At 68.7% G+C, this 14,283-nt stretch carries 16 protein-coding genes and 1 tRNA gene; 15 read left to right on the top strand and 2 right to left on the bottom strand.

Annotated elements, in window-relative coordinates; all coding sequences use genetic code 11:
- Window positions 1–6 precede the first annotated feature (6 nt).
- Entirely contained in the window at window positions 7–1,209 is a 1,203-nt protein-coding gene (locus tag ACFSKW_RS16170) for a pyridoxal phosphate-dependent aminotransferase (RefSeq protein WP_379573057.1), read from the bottom strand.
- Window positions 1,210–1,372: 163 nt separating this feature from the next.
- On the opposite strand from ACFSKW_RS16170, the gene ACFSKW_RS16165 reads away from it, so the two are divergent.
- The 11 genes from ACFSKW_RS16165 (at window position 1,373) to ACFSKW_RS16115 (ending at window position 10,144) form a co-directional block, all read left to right on the top strand.
- Window positions 1,373–1,445: transfer RNA gene (locus ACFSKW_RS16165), tRNA-Trp, on the top strand.
- 76 nt (window positions 1,446–1,521) lie between these two features.
- Complete coding sequence (secE, locus tag ACFSKW_RS16160) at window positions 1,522–1,770, top strand: preprotein translocase subunit SecE (protein ID WP_183650941.1); 249 nt, start codon at window positions 1,522–1,524, stop codon at window positions 1,768–1,770.
- A 51-nt stretch (window positions 1,771–1,821) separates the two neighbouring features.
- Window positions 1,822–2,601, top strand: a complete 780-nt coding sequence (nusG, locus tag ACFSKW_RS16155) for a transcription termination/antitermination protein NusG (RefSeq protein ID WP_379573056.1) — start codon at window positions 1,822–1,824, stop codon at window positions 2,599–2,601.
- A gap of 184 nt (window positions 2,602–2,785) precedes the next feature.
- Window positions 2,786–3,217 (top strand): 50S ribosomal protein L11, encoded by a 432-nt coding sequence (gene rplK / locus ACFSKW_RS16150; protein WP_192779583.1) that lies wholly within the window; start codon window positions 2,786–2,788, stop codon window positions 3,215–3,217.
- A gap of 72 nt (window positions 3,218–3,289) precedes the next feature.
- The gene (gene rplA, locus ACFSKW_RS16145) at window positions 3,290–4,009 is read left to right on the top strand and encodes a 50S ribosomal protein L1 (RefSeq protein WP_379573055.1); all 720 of its coding nucleotides are present in this window, start codon (window positions 3,290–3,292) and stop codon (window positions 4,007–4,009) included.
- Between the two features lie 578 nt (window positions 4,010–4,587).
- Complete coding sequence (locus tag ACFSKW_RS16140; protein WP_379573054.1) at window positions 4,588–5,415, top strand: SCO4651 family lipoprotein; 828 nt, start codon at window positions 4,588–4,590, stop codon at window positions 5,413–5,415.
- Window positions 5,416–5,663: 248 nt separating this feature from the next.
- Window positions 5,664–6,188, top strand: a complete 525-nt coding sequence (rplJ, locus tag ACFSKW_RS16135; protein ID WP_354913849.1) for a 50S ribosomal protein L10 — start codon at window positions 5,664–5,666, stop codon at window positions 6,186–6,188.
- 71 nt (window positions 6,189–6,259) lie between these two features.
- Entirely contained in the window at window positions 6,260–6,646 is a 387-nt protein-coding gene (gene rplL / locus ACFSKW_RS16130; protein WP_379573053.1) for a 50S ribosomal protein L7/L12, read from the top strand.
- 755 nt (window positions 6,647–7,401) lie between these two features.
- Window positions 7,402–9,039, top strand: a complete 1,638-nt coding sequence (locus tag ACFSKW_RS16125; protein WP_379573052.1) for an ArnT family glycosyltransferase — start codon at window positions 7,402–7,404, stop codon at window positions 9,037–9,039.
- 461 nt (window positions 9,040–9,500) lie between these two features.
- Complete coding sequence (locus ACFSKW_RS16120) at window positions 9,501–9,707, top strand: hypothetical protein (protein WP_379573051.1); 207 nt, start codon at window positions 9,501–9,503, stop codon at window positions 9,705–9,707.
- Window positions 9,704–10,144 (top strand): mannosyltransferase YkcB-related protein, encoded by a 441-nt coding sequence (locus tag ACFSKW_RS16115; protein ID WP_379573050.1) that lies wholly within the window; start codon window positions 9,704–9,706, stop codon window positions 10,142–10,144. The genes ACFSKW_RS16120 and ACFSKW_RS16115 overlap by 4 nt, the downstream gene beginning before the upstream one ends.
- Here the strand turns inward: ACFSKW_RS16115 and ACFSKW_RS16110 are convergent.
- Window positions 10,077–10,475: a nuclear transport factor 2 family protein gene (locus ACFSKW_RS16110; protein WP_379573049.1), complete on the bottom strand. Its 399-nt coding sequence runs from the start codon at window positions 10,473–10,475 to the stop codon at window positions 10,077–10,079. The genes ACFSKW_RS16115 and ACFSKW_RS16110 overlap by 68 nt on opposite strands.
- Window positions 10,476–10,532: 57 nt before the next feature.
- Here ACFSKW_RS16110 and ACFSKW_RS16105 point away from each other — a divergent pair, with 57 nt between their 5' ends.
- The 4 genes from ACFSKW_RS16105 to ACFSKW_RS16090 all read left to right on the top strand — a co-directional run bounded on the left by ACFSKW_RS16105 (window position 10,533) and on the right by ACFSKW_RS16090 (window position 13,867).
- The gene (locus tag ACFSKW_RS16105) at window positions 10,533–11,060 is read left to right on the top strand and encodes a TetR/AcrR family transcriptional regulator (protein WP_379573048.1); all 528 of its coding nucleotides are present in this window, start codon (window positions 10,533–10,535) and stop codon (window positions 11,058–11,060) included.
- 116 nt (window positions 11,061–11,176) lie between these two features.
- Window positions 11,177–12,178, top strand: coding sequence for an ABC transporter ATP-binding protein (locus ACFSKW_RS16100; RefSeq protein WP_379573047.1), 1,002 nt, complete (start codon window positions 11,177–11,179; stop codon window positions 12,176–12,178).
- 679 nt (window positions 12,179–12,857) lie between these two features.
- Window positions 12,858–13,373: a hypothetical protein gene (locus tag ACFSKW_RS16095; RefSeq protein WP_379573046.1), complete on the top strand. Its 516-nt coding sequence runs from the start codon at window positions 12,858–12,860 to the stop codon at window positions 13,371–13,373.
- Entirely contained in the window at window positions 13,370–13,867 is a 498-nt protein-coding gene (locus ACFSKW_RS16090; protein WP_379573045.1) for a hypothetical protein, read from the top strand. The genes ACFSKW_RS16095 and ACFSKW_RS16090 overlap by 4 nt, the downstream gene beginning before the upstream one ends.
- Window positions 13,868–14,283 lie beyond the last annotated feature (416 nt).

Raw genomic sequence — 14,283 nt, 5'->3', positions numbered from 1 at the left:
CGTGACTCAGCTCGCCTCGGCCAGCAGCTTCTGCAGGCGGCTGACGCCCTCGACCAGGTCGTCGTCACCCAGCGCGTAGGACAGGCGGAAGTAGCCAGGAGTGCCGAAAGCCTCGCCGGGGACGACGGCGACCTCCGCCTCCTCCAGGATCAGCTCGGCCAGCTCGGCGGACGTCTGCGGGCGCCTGCCCCTGATCTCCTTGCCGAGCAGCGCCTTGACCGACGGGTAGACGTAGAAGGCGCCCAGAGGCTCGGGGCAGAGCACGCCGGGGATGTCGTTGAGCATCCTCACCATGGTCTTGCGCCGCCGGTCGAACGCCTCGCGCATCTCGGCCACCGCCGACAGGTCGCCGGACACGGCGGCCAGCGCGGCGATCTGCGAGACGTTGGCGACGTTGGAGGTGGCGTGGGACTGCAGGTTCGTCGCGGCCTTCACCACGTCGGGCGGGCCGATCAGCCAGCCGACCCGCCAGCCCGTCATCGCGTAGGTCTTGGCGACGCCGTTCAGGATGACGACCTTGTCGCCGAGCTCGGGGACGGCAGTGGCGATGCTGGTGAACTCGGTGTCGCCGTACACGAGGTGCTCGTAGATCTCGTCGGTGACGACCCACAGGTCGTGCTCGGCCGCCCAGCGGCCGATGGCCTCCACCTGCTCGCGCGAGTAGACCGCGCCGGTCGGGTTGGACGGCGAGACGAACAGCAGCACCTTCGTCCGCTCGGTGCGTGCCGCCTCCAGCTGCTCGACCGTGGCCAGATAGCCGCTCGTCTCGTCGGTGACGACGTCGACCTGCACGCCGCCGGCCAGCTTGATCGCCTCGGGGTAGGTGGTCCAGTACGGCGCGACGACCAGCACCTCGTCACCCGGGTCGAGGAGCGTGGCGAACGCCTGGTAGACGGCCTGCTTGCCGCCGTTGGTCACCAGGACTTTCGAGGCGTCGACCTCGTAGCCGGAGTCGCGCAGGGTCTTGGCGGCGATCGCCTGCCTCAGCTCGGGCAGGCCCCCTGCCGGCGTGTACTTGTGGAACCGCGGATCGCGCGCCGCCTCGATCGCCGCGTCGACGATGTAGCCGGGCGTGGGGAAGTCGGGCTCGCCCGCGCCGAAGCCGATGACCGGGCGGCCTGCCGCCTTCATGGCCTTCGCCTTGGCGTCGACGGCCAGCGTGGCGGACTCTGAGATCGCGGAAACGCGTGCGGAGATGCGGCTGGACATGACGACCATCGTAGTGCGGGCAGAAGGCCGCTACCTGGGCGATCGTGTCTGGTTCGACGTAGCGGTCATTCCCCCGTACACTTTCGCATGGTCCTGCCGCCGCATGTCGATGTGGCGATCGGTCCGGGCAGGCAGTCAATCGTTGTAGTGTGGTTGACGACATAGGGCAATGGCGCAATTGGTAGCGCTCCGGTCTCCAAAACCGGCGGTTGGGGGTTCGAGTCCCTCTTGCCCTGCTGAGTGCGGTCCGCGCAGCAAGGCGTGCAAGCGCGCCGCGCAACTGCGTTGGATACGACAGATCAGGTGAGGACTGTGGCGATCGACACGCACAGCGAGACCGCAGGCAAGCCGAGCGGTGAGAAGAAGCAGAAGCGCACTTCACCCGCCCTTTTCTATCGGCAGGTCGTCAACGAGCTGCGCAAGGTCATCTGGCCGACGCGTAAGGATCTCATCACCTACACCACGGTCGTTCTGGTATTCGTTCTGATCATGGTTGCGATCGTGTCGGGGCTTGACGCCCTGTTCACGGAGGGCGTCCTGCGGATCTTCGGCGGCAGCTGACCCGACGCCTGACAGGGCACCATTCGATTCGACGAAAGAGGAAAAGTCACCGTGTCCGAGACTTCAGACACCCCTCGCGAGGAGTGGGACGACGACGTCTCCGCTGAGGAGGCCATCGACGAGGTCGAGGAGACCGAGTTCGATGAGGCCGAGGACGCCGACGACGACGAGGTCGAGGAGACCGAGGAGTCCGAAGAGGCTCCGGTGACCGTCGACGAGGCGGCCGAGGTCGAGGAAGACGTCGATCCTGTCGAGGAGTTCAAGCGCTCGCTGCGCGGCCAGCTCGGCGAGTGGTACGTCATCCACTCCTACGCCGGCTACGAGAACCGCGTGAAGTCCAACATCGAGAGCCGCAACGTGTCGCTCAACATGGAGGACTACATCTTCCAGGTCGAGGTGCCCACGCACACCGTCCAGGAGTTCAAGAGCGGCAAGAAGGTCCCGGTCAAGGAGCGTGTGCTGCCCGGCTACGTGCTCGTGCGCATGGACCTCACCGACGAGTCCTGGGCCGCCGTGCGCAACACGCCCGGCGTGACCGGCTTCGTCGGCCTGTCCAACAAGCCGAGCCCGCTCAGCCTCGACGAGGTCGCCAAGCTGCTGGCGCCCGAGCCGACGGAGGAGGCCAAGAAGGCCACCGCCAAGACCGCCACGGGCCCCACGGTCGAGTTCGAGATCGGCGAGTCGGTCACCGTCATGGACGGCCCGTTCGCCACGCTGCCCGCCTCGGTCAGCGAGATCAGCCCCGAGTCGCAGAAGCTCAAGGTGCTGGTGTCGATCTTCGGTCGCGAGACCCCCGTCGAGCTGTCGTTCAACCAGGTCTCTAAGATCTGACAGGCTCGCATACACTTGACGAGGAACGCGTGACCCCGGCTGTGCGCTAGCCGCCGGAGATCCGTCACACGTTTTCCGTCGACATGACGTTCGGCAGGCCGTCCCTCGCGAAGGGCGGCCTTCCGACATGTCCGCCCGCACCCGCGAGCGGACGGCACCACGATCAGGACCCGGAGAAGGACACATGCCTCCGAAGAAGAAGATCGCGGCACTGGTCAAGGTCCAGCTTCCCGCTGGCCAGGCCACGCCCGCCCCGCCGGTCGGTACCGCCCTCGGTCCGCACGGCGTCAACATCATGGACTTCGTGAAGCAGTACAACGCTGCCACCGAAGCCCAGCGGGGCAACATCATCCCCGTTGAGATCACCATTTTCGAGGACCGCAGCTTCACCTTCATCACGAAGACGCCCCCGGCGCCTGAGCTGATCAAGAAGGCGCTCGGCCTCGACAAGGGCTCTGCGGTCCCCCACAAGGACAAGGTCGGCAAGCTGAGCCGCGAGCAGCTGCGCAGCATCGCCGAGACCAAGATGCCCGACCTCAACGCCAACGACGTCGAGGCCGCCGAGAAGATCATCGCCGGCACCGCCCGGTCGATGGGCATCACCGTCGCTGAGTAAGACCGTCCTGTTCCACCCGTGGGAGGGCCACGCGCTGGCCCGCGACCACAGACTCCACCAAGGAGACCCGAAGTGAAGCGCAGCAAGGCGCACAAGAACGCGTCGGCCCAGGTCGACCGCGAGAAGCTCTACACCCCCGCCGAGGCCGCGAAGCTGGCCAAGGCCACCACCACCACCAAGTTCGACGCCACCGTTGAGGTGGCGCTGCGGCTGGGTGTCGACCCTCGCAAGGCCGACCAGATCGTGCGCGGCACGGTCAACCTCCCGCACGGCACCGGTAAGACCGCCCGGGTCCTGGTCTTCGCGACCGGTGACCGTGCCGAGGCTGCCCGCGAGGCCGGCGCCGACATCGTCGGAGCCGACGAGCTGATCGACGACATCGCCAAGGGCAACCGCCTGAACGAGTTCGACGCCGTCGTCGCCACCCCCGACCTGATGGGCAAGGTCGGCCGCCTGGGCCGCGTCCTCGGCCCGCGTGGTCTGATGCCGAACCCGAAGACCGGCACCGTGACGCCGGACGTCGCCAAGGCCGTGACCGACATCAAGGGCGGAAAGATCGAGTTCCGTACCGACCGTCAGGCGAACCTCCACTTCATCATCGGCAAGACGTCGTTCGATGACCGCCAGCTCATCGAGAACTACGCCGCCGCCCTTGACGAGGTGCTGCGTCTCAAGCCGTCCGCGGCCAAGGGGCGCTACCTGAAGAAGGTCACCTTCTCCACCACGATGGGCCCCGGCGTCCCGGTCGACCCCAACCTGACTCGCGCGCTGACCGCCGAGCTCGAGGGCTGATCCCTTCCACGCCCGTGAAGGCCCCCGCAGGACTCCTGCGGGGGCCTTCCGCGTTCCCCCGGGGGCTCTTTCATCCTCTCGGGGATTCTTCCTCCTGCCGGGGTCTTTCGTCCTGTCGGGATTCCTTGTCCCGCCGGGGTCTTTTGTTGTTCTGCCGGGTCTTTCGTTCTGCCGGGACTCTTCGTTCTTTACGGCATGCCGGGTCGGGCGCCTCCGTGGTCCCGTGGTGGCCGTCCGTCCAGGGGACGCTTCTCGTGACCCGCCGCTTCCCGCCGCAACGGACGACCGGACGTTCCGTGACGGCGGCCGGCCACGTGCGCTCGGTGAGGCGTATCCCTGGACAGACGCCGGCCACGTGCCGAGGGTGGCGCTTGGTGGGGGCTTGCCGTACAGGCTGATCGTCTTGAGCGGAATGGCGCGGATCGTCGTGAGCGGGCAGGCAGGGATCGCCCGAGATCACGTACCTGGCTCAGGCGCCGGATCGCCTGGAAACACGGGGCTCAGGGATGACCCTGGAGTTTCCCTGAGTTGGTCCAGGGAAGCCGAAAAGCGTGAATCGGAGACGTAGTGTCGAAAGCATGCTGAAGCGCAGGATTACTCTCGCCGTCGCCGCGACGGGCGCCGCCGCCCTCGTCGCGGTCGCGGGTTGTGGATCGACCGGATCGACCGCGTCAGGTGCGGTGCCCATTCAGGCCAAGCTGGCCGCCGCCGAGGTCCTGGAGCAGGCCGCGCAGAAGACGCAGGAAGTCACCAGCTACACCGTCGACGGCGTGGTCGACGTGACCCATCCGCAGGAGGGTACCGGCAAGGTTCAGGGGCGCATGGTCTACCAGAGCAAGCCGCAGCTTGCCGCCGACCTGACGCTCGACACCGCCAACTTCGGCGGGCAGAGCCTTCCGGGCGGCGCGCGCGCCGTTCTGCAGGGCGACAACGTCTATGTGAAGGTCGAGACGCTGAACAAGGTGCTGGGCGCCACCAAGCCGTGGATCAAGATCCCGGTGAGCGAGGGAGGCGCGGAGGCCAAGCAGTTCCTCGACCAGGTCCAGCGGTTCGACCTGGCGAACGTCACCAAGCTCGTCACCGCCTCGCAGAACGTCAAGCAGGTCGGCACCGAGAGCGTGAGCGGTGTCGACACCACCCACTACGGCGGCACGTTCCCGGTGGACACGGCCGTGGCACAGCTGCCCGCCGAGGAGCAGGCACAGGCCAAGGAGCACCTCGCCGAGCTCCAGAACGTCACCTTCGACATCTGGGTCGGCTCGGACGGACTGCCGCGCAAGCTCACCATGTCCGGTGAGGAGAAGGGCGGGAAGTTCAACGCCAACCTGTTCTTCAAGGGCTTCAACGAGCCGGTCTCCATCGCCGCGCCGCCCGCCGACCAGGTGGGTGACCTTCCCAGGAACTGATCCCGGCAGGGGGCGATTTGGCATCTTGACGGATCGCCCCCTATTCTGATGCTTGCCAAAGACCGCCGGTCGTCGCTGGGTGCCTCAAGGCCCGGTGACCGAAGGATCCACACAACGTGGACGGCCCGCGTAGGTGAGATGCGAAGTTCTTCCGTGTGATCTTCACATGGATGGAGCCCCGTGCGCCTGCGCCGGGGCTTGTTTCATGTTCAGAGGCCTTCGCCGGTGGCACATCTGGAAGGAGGCCCATGGCGAGGGCGGATAAGGCGACAGCGGTTGCCGAGCTCAAGAGCGAGTTCGAGGGCAGCAGCGCCGCCGTTCTGACCGAGTACCGCGGTCTCACCGTCGCACAGCTCAAGGAGCTGCGTAAGTCGCTCGGTGGGAACGCGAAGTTCGCCGTGGCGAAGAACACCCTGACCAAGATCGCGGCCAACGAGGCCGGCGTGACGGGTCTCGACTCGCTGCTGGTCGGCCCGACGGCCGTCGCCTTCGTGACGGGCGACGTGGTCGAGGCCGCCAAGGGTCTGCGTGACTTCGCCAAGGCCAATCCCCTTCTGGTGATCAAGGGCGGCTTCATGGAGGGCAAGGCCCTCGATGCTGCCGAGATCACCAAGCTCGCTGACCTCGAGTCCCGCGAGGTTCTCCTCGCGAAGCTGGCCGGCGCGATGAAGGCGAAGCAGTCCGCTGCTGCCGCCGTGTTCGCCGCGCTGCCCACCAACATGGCTCAGCTGGCCGACGCCCTTCGCGCCAAGCGCGCGGAGGCGGGCGAGTAAGACCGGGGATTGCCGCAACTTCACCGCGGTCCCGTAACACCATTTAGCAAGATCCATACGGAGGAAACATCATGGCGAAGCTCAGCACCGACGAGCTGCTCGACGCGTTCAAGGAGATGACCCTCCTCGAGCTTTCCGAGTTCGTGAAGCTGTTCGAGGAGACCTTCGACGTCAAGGCTGCCGCCCCGGTCGCCGTTGCCGCCGCTGCCGCCCCGGCCGCCGCCGCTGAGGAGGCCGCGGAGCAGGACGAGTTCGACGTCATCCTCGAGGCCGCCGGCGACAAGAAGATCCAGGTCATCAAGGAGATCCGCGCGCTGACCTCCCTCGGCCTGAAGGAGGCCAAGGACCTGGTCGACGGCGCTCCGAAGCCGGTCTTCGACGGCAAGGTCAACAAGGAGCAGGCGGAGAAGGCCAAGGCTGCCCTCGAGGGCGCCGGCGCCACCGTCACCGTCAAGTAAGACGGCGCGTCTTTTCAGAAAGAGCGGAACACACCCTGGTGCCGGGTGGGTTCCGCTCTTTTTGTTTTCCCGGTGCCTTTCCGGGAGTCGCCGACCTGCCGTTCGCGCCGACCTGCCATTCGCCGGCCGTCGGGCCGCAGTGTCCGGGCCGCAGGACCCACCGGTCCCTCCGGGGCCGGTCGCGAGAATCGCCCGCTGCCGCCCGCCGCCTGCCGTCCGCCGCGTGCCCAGCCTGCCGCTCGCCGCCCACCGGGCCTGTCGCGTGCCGCCTGCCGCTTGCCCTCTGCCTCCCGAGGCTGCCGCCTGCTCCTGTCTCCCGCGTCCGCCTCTCGCGCCTGCCGCCTGCCGCCTGCGTCTGCCGTCTGCCGTCTGCCGAGCTTGCCGTCTGCGCCCATCTCCTGCGTTTGCTTCGCGCGTCTTCCGCCTGTGCCGTCGGGCACTGCGCCGCCTATAACGCTGGGCACTGCGCCGCCGGGCACTGCGCCGCCTGCGGCGCCGGGCTCCGGAGCCCTCCTGACCCGCAGTCCCGCCGATCCGGGGAACCAGGGGACACGAGCCCCGCGGACGCTGAGACTCCGGATGCACCGGAATGCTGAGACCCTCAGACACCTGAACCACGGCTGGCGGGACGCGCGCATGCCTTGATCCGTGGATGCCCGGATGCTCCACAACCTCCGGCCGCGCCTCTCGGGATCCTGAGGATGCGTGAGGGTGGATCTCATGGCCGTCTCAGAGAGCGTTCCTAGCGTCGAGGAATGGACACGATCGGGCAGGGGCCCGAGAGGCTCGCGCTGGCCGGGCTCCTGATGGCGACGGCCGCGCTCTACACCTTGGGTCTGAGCGCGTCAGGCTGGGCGAACCCCTTCTACTCGGCCGCGGTGCAGGCGGGCAGCGAGAGCTGGACGGCGTTCTTCTTCGGCTCCTCCGACGCCGCCAACGCGATCACCGTCGACAAGACTCCCGCCGCGTTGTGGCCGATGGCGCTCAGCGTGCGGGTCTTCGGCTTGAACGCGTGGAGCATCCTCGTGCCGCAGGCTTTGATGGGCGTGGCGACGGTCGCGACCGTGTACGCCGCCGTGCGCAGGCTCTTCCCCGCCTGGTCGGCGCTGCTGGCGGGCGCGGTGATGGCGTTGACGCCCGTTGCGGTGCTGATGTTCCGCTTCAACAACCCTGACGCGCTGCTGGTGTTGCTGCTGTCGTTGGCCGCGTACTGCGTGGTGCGGGCGCAGGAGCGGGCCTCGACGCGGTGGCTGGTGCTGGCGGGAGTGTGCGTCGGGTTCGGGTTTCTGGCGAAGATGATGCAGGCGTTCGTGGTGCTGCCAGGGTTCGCGCTGGTGTATTTGGTGGCGGCGCCTGCCTTGTTCGGGCGGCGGCTGTGGCAGTTGGTTCTGGCGGGCGGCGCGATGCTGGTGGCGGCGGGCTGGTGGCCGGTGGCGGTCGCGCTGGTCCCGGCGAGCGAACGGCCCTACATCGGGGGTTCGCAGGGCAACAGCGTGCTGGAGCTCGCGTTGGGCTACAACGGCATCGGGCGGTTGAACGGTGACGACTACGGCGGCCTCGGCAACCTCAACGAGCAGGCCGGGTGGCTGCGGCTGTTCGACACCGAAGCGGGAGGGCAGATCGCCTGGCTGCTGCCCGCGGCGCTGATACTGCTGGCGGTGGGCCTCTGGACGCAGCGACGCACCCGCGCGATCACGGACACAGGCGCGGCTCATGCGGATGCCGGCAGGGCGGGCAGGGGTAGGGCGTATGCGGGAACGGGTTCCGACGCGGCGTGGGCGGCGTTCGCGCTGTGGGGGAGCTGGCCGCTGGCCACCGGGCTGATCTTCAGCCTGATGCAGGGCATCTTCCACGCGTACTACACGGTGGCCCTTGCTCCGGTGATCGCCGCGCTGGTGGGCATGGGGACGGCGGTGCTGTGGTCTTATCGGCGCTCGTTGTGGGCGGCTGGAACCCTGGCGCCGACGGTGGCCGTGACGGCGGTGTGGTCGTGGGTGCTGCTGTCACGCAGCTCGGAGTGGAACGCGTGGCTCGGACCGGTCGTTCTGGTGGCCGGACTGGCCGCTGCCGCCGCGCTTGTGGTTGCGACGCGGTCGGGTGGTGGAGCCGTCAGCGGTGTGGGGCGGTTGCCGGGCGCGCCTGAGGAGGCCGACCCCGACACGCGGTCGCCGGGCACGTCCCCGAGTCCCGCTGTTCGTGAAGAAGTGTCGAGCGCCCTCGGAGACTGTCGCCGGCGGATGGGTGCCGGGTACGTTCCCGGAGGCTGTCGCTCACGAATGGATGCTGGGCACGTTCTCGGAGACCGCGGCTCACGAATGGGTTCAGGGAGCGTCCTCGGAGGCTGTCGCTCACGAACGGGTGCTGGGGATGTTCTCGGGGACCGTCGCTCGTGAACGGGTTCAGGGAGCGTCCATGGAGGACGATCCTCGGGAGACGACACCGGCAGGGCGCGCTACGGGACCGACCCTAGGCGCGTCCGAGGGGAGCGGCGCTGAAGGGCGGACTCGGGCCGAGCTCGACGCGGGACGGGTTCTTGGCGTGTCCTCGGGGAGCGGTGCTGTCGAGGCGGCCCGGTCAGGGGGCGCCGCAGGGCGGGTGTGGGGCAGGGTTATAGGGGTGGCCGCGGCGGCGGCCGTGGTGGCGTGCCTGGCCGGGCCCGTGGCGTATGCCGTGGACACGGCGGGTTCGGCGCACTCGGGTGCGATCCCCACCGCGGGCCCCTCAACGGGTGGCTTCGGCGGCGGGCCCGGTCGTCCTGGCGGTCCTGACGGGGGAGCGTGGGGTCGCATGGGCGCTACCCGCGGTTCGTCGAACGGTGCCCCCGGCGGGCAGGACGGTGACCAGAACGGCGGCCGTGGCGGCTGGCCAGGCAGCGGCCAGGACGGTGGCCCGGGTGGCGGGCAGGGAGACGGGGCCGAGGGTAGCCCGGGTGGCGGGCAGGGAGACGGGGCGGACGGTGGCCCGGGTGGCGGGCAGGGAGACGGGGCGGACGGCGGGCCAGGTAATGGACTGGATGGTGGGCCGAGCGCCGGCCAGGTCGACGGGCAGGACGGCGGAGTGACCGGTGGGCGGGGCGGAGGCGGCGGGCTGTTGAACGCGGCGACCCCCAGCGCCGAGGTCACCGCGCTGCTCAAGGCCGGTGCGGCGCCGTACACCTGGGTCGCCGCCACGGTCGGCTCGAACAACGCGGCGGGCTTCCAGCTCGCCACAGAGCTCCCCGTGATGGCCGTGGGCGGGTTCAACGGCACCGATCCCGCGCCCACCCTCGCCCAGTTCCAGGACCACGTCGAGAGCGGGAAGATCCACTACTTCACCGGCGGCGGCATGGCGATGGGCCGCAGGGCGGGAGCCGCGGCGGGCGGCAGCGACGAGGCCGCCAGGATCGCCGCCTGGGTGCAGGAGAACTTCACCGCGAGAACGGTCGGCGGCGTCACTCTGTATGACCTGACCGCAGGCTGGCCACGGCCGTGGCGTCCATGTAATCGCGGGTGTGGATGATCTTCCCTTCGCGTACACGCAGTACGAGCAGCCCCGGGACGGTGTACGGCCGGCCGTACACCGTGACGGCGGTCTCGTGTTCGACCACGAGCACCTCGGGGTCGGTGCTCTGGTGGATGACGACGTTGCGGATCTCCTCGACGGAGGCCGGCGTGGCGCCCCACGAGGCCTTGTATCCGGCTCGGATCTCCTCCCTGCCGTTGTAGCGCTCGACCATGCCCGGCATCAGGAAGGGGAACTCGTGGACGCCGTCCTCGGCGTAGAGGTCGGCGAGCTCGTCGGCCGACTTGTGGAGCATGGCCTCATGGAAACGCGTGACGATCGCTGTCATGCGGCCCAACTTACTCAACAACCGTTGAGTGAACAAGGGGAGAAGTAGAGTGACCGCGTGACTCCGACGCGCGCCGAACGCAGGGCAAGGACCGAGCAGAGGATCCTCGAAGCGGCCCGGGCCTCGTTCGCCGAGAAGGGTTTCGAACGCACCACGATCAGGGCCGTCGCCACCGCGGCGGGCGTCGACCCCGCCCTGGTCATGCAGCACTTCGGCAGCAAGCAGGGCCTGTTCGAGCGGGCCGTCCACGTCGAGCCCGAGGACGCGGGGCGGCTGGTCGACGACCTGCTCGGATCCCTGGGGGTCAAGCTGGGCGAGCTGCCCCAGAGCTCGCTGGCGACGATGCGTTCGATGCTCACCCACCCGGAGGCCTCCGCGTCCGCCCGCGCGACTTTCAGCAGGCAGATCGAGCAGATCAGTGCGGCGATCGAAGGGCGCGACGCCAGGCTCAAGGCCGCGCTCATCACCCTGATCCTGCTGGGCGTCACCATCGGCCACCAGCTCCTCGACCTCGACGAGTTGCGCGACGTCCCCGCCGAAGAGGTGGCGAGGCTGTTGCGTCCCGCCCTCCACGCGCTGACATAACCGCCCAGTAACAATCCCGTCGAATTATTGGAATGGATTCCAATTCGCGGGAAGCTCCGTTACGGCCGTAAGTAATGTGTTCGTCTCGTTACCACCAGCCAAGTGGAGGGTGACCTGTGGGCGTCGAGGTCGTGGTCGACGGGCTGACCAAGTCGTTCGGTCGGCAGGTCATCTGGGAGGACGTCTCGCTGACCCTCCCCGCGGGCGAGATCTCCGTCCTGCTCGGGCCCTCGGGCACCGGCAAGTCGGTCTTCCTCAAAACCCTCGTCGGCCTGCTGCGGCCCGAGCGCGGCCACATCTGGATCGACGGCTACGACCTGGCCAACTGCAGCGAGAACAAGCTCTACGAGCTGCGCCGCCTGTTCGGGGTGCTCTTCCAGGACGGCGCGCTCTTCGGGTCGCTGAGCCTCTACGACAACATCGCCTTCCCGCTGCGCGAGCACACCAGGAAGAACGAGTCACAGATCCGCCAGATCGTCATGGAGAAGATGGAGCTGGTCGGCCTCGTCGGAGCTGAGGGCAAGCTGCCGGGCGAGATCTCCGGTGGTATGCGCAAGCGCGCCGGGCTGGCCAGGGCCCTGGTACTCGACCCCGAGATCATCCTGTTCGACGAGCCGGACTCGGGCCTCGACCCGGTCCGTACCGCCTATCTCAACCAGCTCATCGTCGACCTCAACGCCGAGATCGAGGCGACCTTCCTCATCGTCACCCACGACATCAACACCGCGCGCACGGTCCCCGACGACATCGGGCTGCTGTTCCGGCGCGAGCTGGTGATGTTCGGCCCGAGGGAGATGTTGCTGTCCAGCGACGAGCCTGTGGTCAGGCAGTTCCTCAACGCCCGCAGGCACGGCCCGATCGGCATGTCGGAGGAGAAGGACATCTCCGAGCTGGAGGCCGAGGCACAGCTGGGCCACGACCCCGGCGCGCTGCCGCCGATCCCGCCGCAGCTGATGCCCAGCGGGAACGGCATCCGCCGCACCCAGAAGCCGCCGGGTTCGTGGCTGGCGGCCAACGGGGTGATCCCGCCACAGGGCTCCTTCGTGGACGAGCGCGGCCGGAACTGGCTGGAGGAGTACCCCAGGCTCATCAACGCCCACATGAACGGCGTGCACTGACCCGCCACCGCCCACGCTCCGCGGCCCGGATCCATCACGCTCCACAAGATCTGGCTCATCGCGCGGGAAGTTGCCCGCGGCCGCGCGCTGAGAGGCAGAAGTCCCCCGTACGGCCCGCAGCCCGAAGCCGCCCCTCCCTCGACGAGACCACCCGCACGCCGCCGAGCCGCACTCGGGACGGGCTGCCGGCCGGGCCGTCCGCCGGGCGACGATCTCCGCCGTCGTCACAGATCCCGGCCCCGCCGTACGGTGCCCAGGAAGCAGTCCCGACAGGGGACGGACGGGACGCTCACCTGCCTCGACCCGCCCGGCATGACGGACACTCGCGGATGGCGCGCTCGCCGATCTCCGACATCTGCCGGCCCGCCTCGGCGCCGCGGCGGGCGTGGTTCGTGACCTCGGCGCCGCGCCGACCCTCGTCATGAGCCGGGACAGGCGCGGTCGCCGTCGGAGGACTGGTGGCGGGTGACGTCCCGACCTGTGGTGGCGGCTGTTCAGGGGTGCCAGCCGTTCAGGGGGCCGGCTGTTCAGAGATGCCGGCCGTTCGGGGGTTCGGCCGTCCGGGAGCCGGGCGGCGGGATTCCGGAAGGCGGCGGGACGGCGGTCAGGGGCACGCCACACCTGCCCACCCGAGCATTCCGGGCCTGGAGGAATGGGGCGAGCGTTATGATCCCGCGATATGGCAGGCACTGCTGACTCCTCCCGGTCGGTGACCGTGGTGCGCAGGCTGACCATCGCGCTGGCGGCGGTCCTTGTGCTGGTGGCGGGGGTCGCCTTCTGGTTGAGCGCGCAGCTGCGCGACGAGGAGGCCGCGGACGCCGACCGCCGGGCGGCGATCGACGCGGCCGCGGCGCATGCGCTCAACCTGCTCTCGCTCAACTACAAGAGCGCCGACGCCAGCATCGCCAGGATCCTCGCGACCTCGACGGGGCCCGCGTATGCCGAGTACCACGCGGGGGCGCCCAAGTTGAGGGAGACCACGATCGCCAACAAGGTCGTGCAGACGGGGGCGGTGCGCGCCTCGGGGATGGTCTCGATGGCCGGCGACACCGCCAAGGTGCTGGTCGTCGCCGACTCCACGATCAACTGGGAGGGTACGGGCACGCCCCGGCAGGACCGCTATTACCGGTGGTCGATGGACCTGTCCAAGGTCGGCGGGCGCTGGCTCGTGGCGAAAGCGGAGCAGGTGCTGTGAGGGTCGCGCTGGCGGCGGTGCTGGCCGTGGCCGTGGCCTTCCTCGGCTGGACGTCGCTGCGGATGGGAGGGGAGCTGGAGCACCTGCGCGGCGGGCGGGCGGCGGGGGAGCAGGCGATGGTCGCGGCCAGGGCGCTGGCGCCCGACCTGCTGTCCTACAACTACCGGACGATCGAGGACGACCTGAACAGGGCGCAGGCGCTGACCACCGGCGAGCTGACCCGCCGCTACCAGGAGTTGCGCAGATCGCTCGTGCCCAGGGCGATCGAGCAGCGGACCGTCCAGGAGGTCTCGGTCGCCGGGGCCGCGGTGCAGGACGCCACGCCTGACAGGGTGTCCGTCCTGCTGTTCGTGAACCTGGGGACGACCAAGCAGGCGCAGGGGGACGCCGAGCCGCGCCAGCAGGTGATCCAGAACCGGGTTAGATTCGTCATGGTGAAGGATGGCTCGCGGTGGCTGGTGGGCGACCTGTCCACCCTCGTGGGCAGCAGTTGATGCCGGGCATGTCCCGACATTCAATTGTTATCAAAATCCAGGTTTAGCGCGTCTTTGAGAATGGGTAGAACCGTCACGGTTCCACCGATCGTCAGCATGGGTTCAGACCACGGTGTGACAGAGCGTTAGCGGCCCCGGCTCGCGGGTATCGTCTTGGGGCCTAGTGCTAGCCATCTGTCGCCAGGGGGAGAAATCCCAGCGTCCAGGCTTTGAGTTGGCCGAAAGTCCGGCTCGCGGGCTTGACGTTTCCGCTCGGACGGGCGATGCTGCGGACAACGTGGAGCATGCAGCGAGAGCGAAGTGGACAGGCGTGTGCCGTTCGGCTACACTGCCCCTTTGCGCTGCCCTTTGACGACCCGCTTCTCTTGCTCACGTTGCGAGGTCGTCTGGCGTGCGTGTAGTCAGTCCGCCGCGAG

It is taken from the genome of Nonomuraea mangrovi, from assembly GCF_042681425.1.
Lineage (GTDB): Bacteria > Actinomycetota > Actinomycetes > Streptosporangiales > Streptosporangiaceae > Nonomuraea > Nonomuraea mangrovi.
This window is presented reverse-complemented; position numbering and strand designations above follow the sequence as displayed.

What these genes read in the sequence shown, in the direction of transcription:
- ACFSKW_RS16170 (WP_379573057.1), bottom strand. Translation starts at nt 1,209, where the DNA reads ATGTCCAGCCGCATCTCCGCACGCGTTTCCGCGATCTCAGAGTCCGCC.
- ACFSKW_RS16110 (WP_379573049.1), bottom strand. Translation starts at nt 10,475, where the DNA reads ATGACAGCGATCGTCACGCGTTTCCATGAGGCCATGCTCCACAAGTCG.
- ACFSKW_RS16140 (WP_379573054.1), top strand. Translation starts at nt 4,588, where the DNA reads ATGCTGAAGCGCAGGATTACTCTCGCCGTCGCCGCGACGGGCGCCGCC.
- rplL (WP_379573053.1), top strand. Translation starts at nt 6,260, where the DNA reads ATGGCGAAGCTCAGCACCGACGAGCTGCTCGACGCGTTCAAGGAGATG.
- rplJ (WP_354913849.1), top strand. Translation starts at nt 5,664, where the DNA reads ATGGCGAGGGCGGATAAGGCGACAGCGGTTGCCGAGCTCAAGAGCGAG.
- ACFSKW_RS16125 (WP_379573052.1), top strand. Translation starts at nt 7,402, where the DNA reads ATGGACACGATCGGGCAGGGGCCCGAGAGGCTCGCGCTGGCCGGGCTC.
- rplK (WP_192779583.1), top strand. Translation starts at nt 2,786, where the DNA reads ATGCCTCCGAAGAAGAAGATCGCGGCACTGGTCAAGGTCCAGCTTCCC.
- ACFSKW_RS16095 (WP_379573046.1), top strand. Translation starts at nt 12,858, where the DNA reads ATGGCAGGCACTGCTGACTCCTCCCGGTCGGTGACCGTGGTGCGCAGG.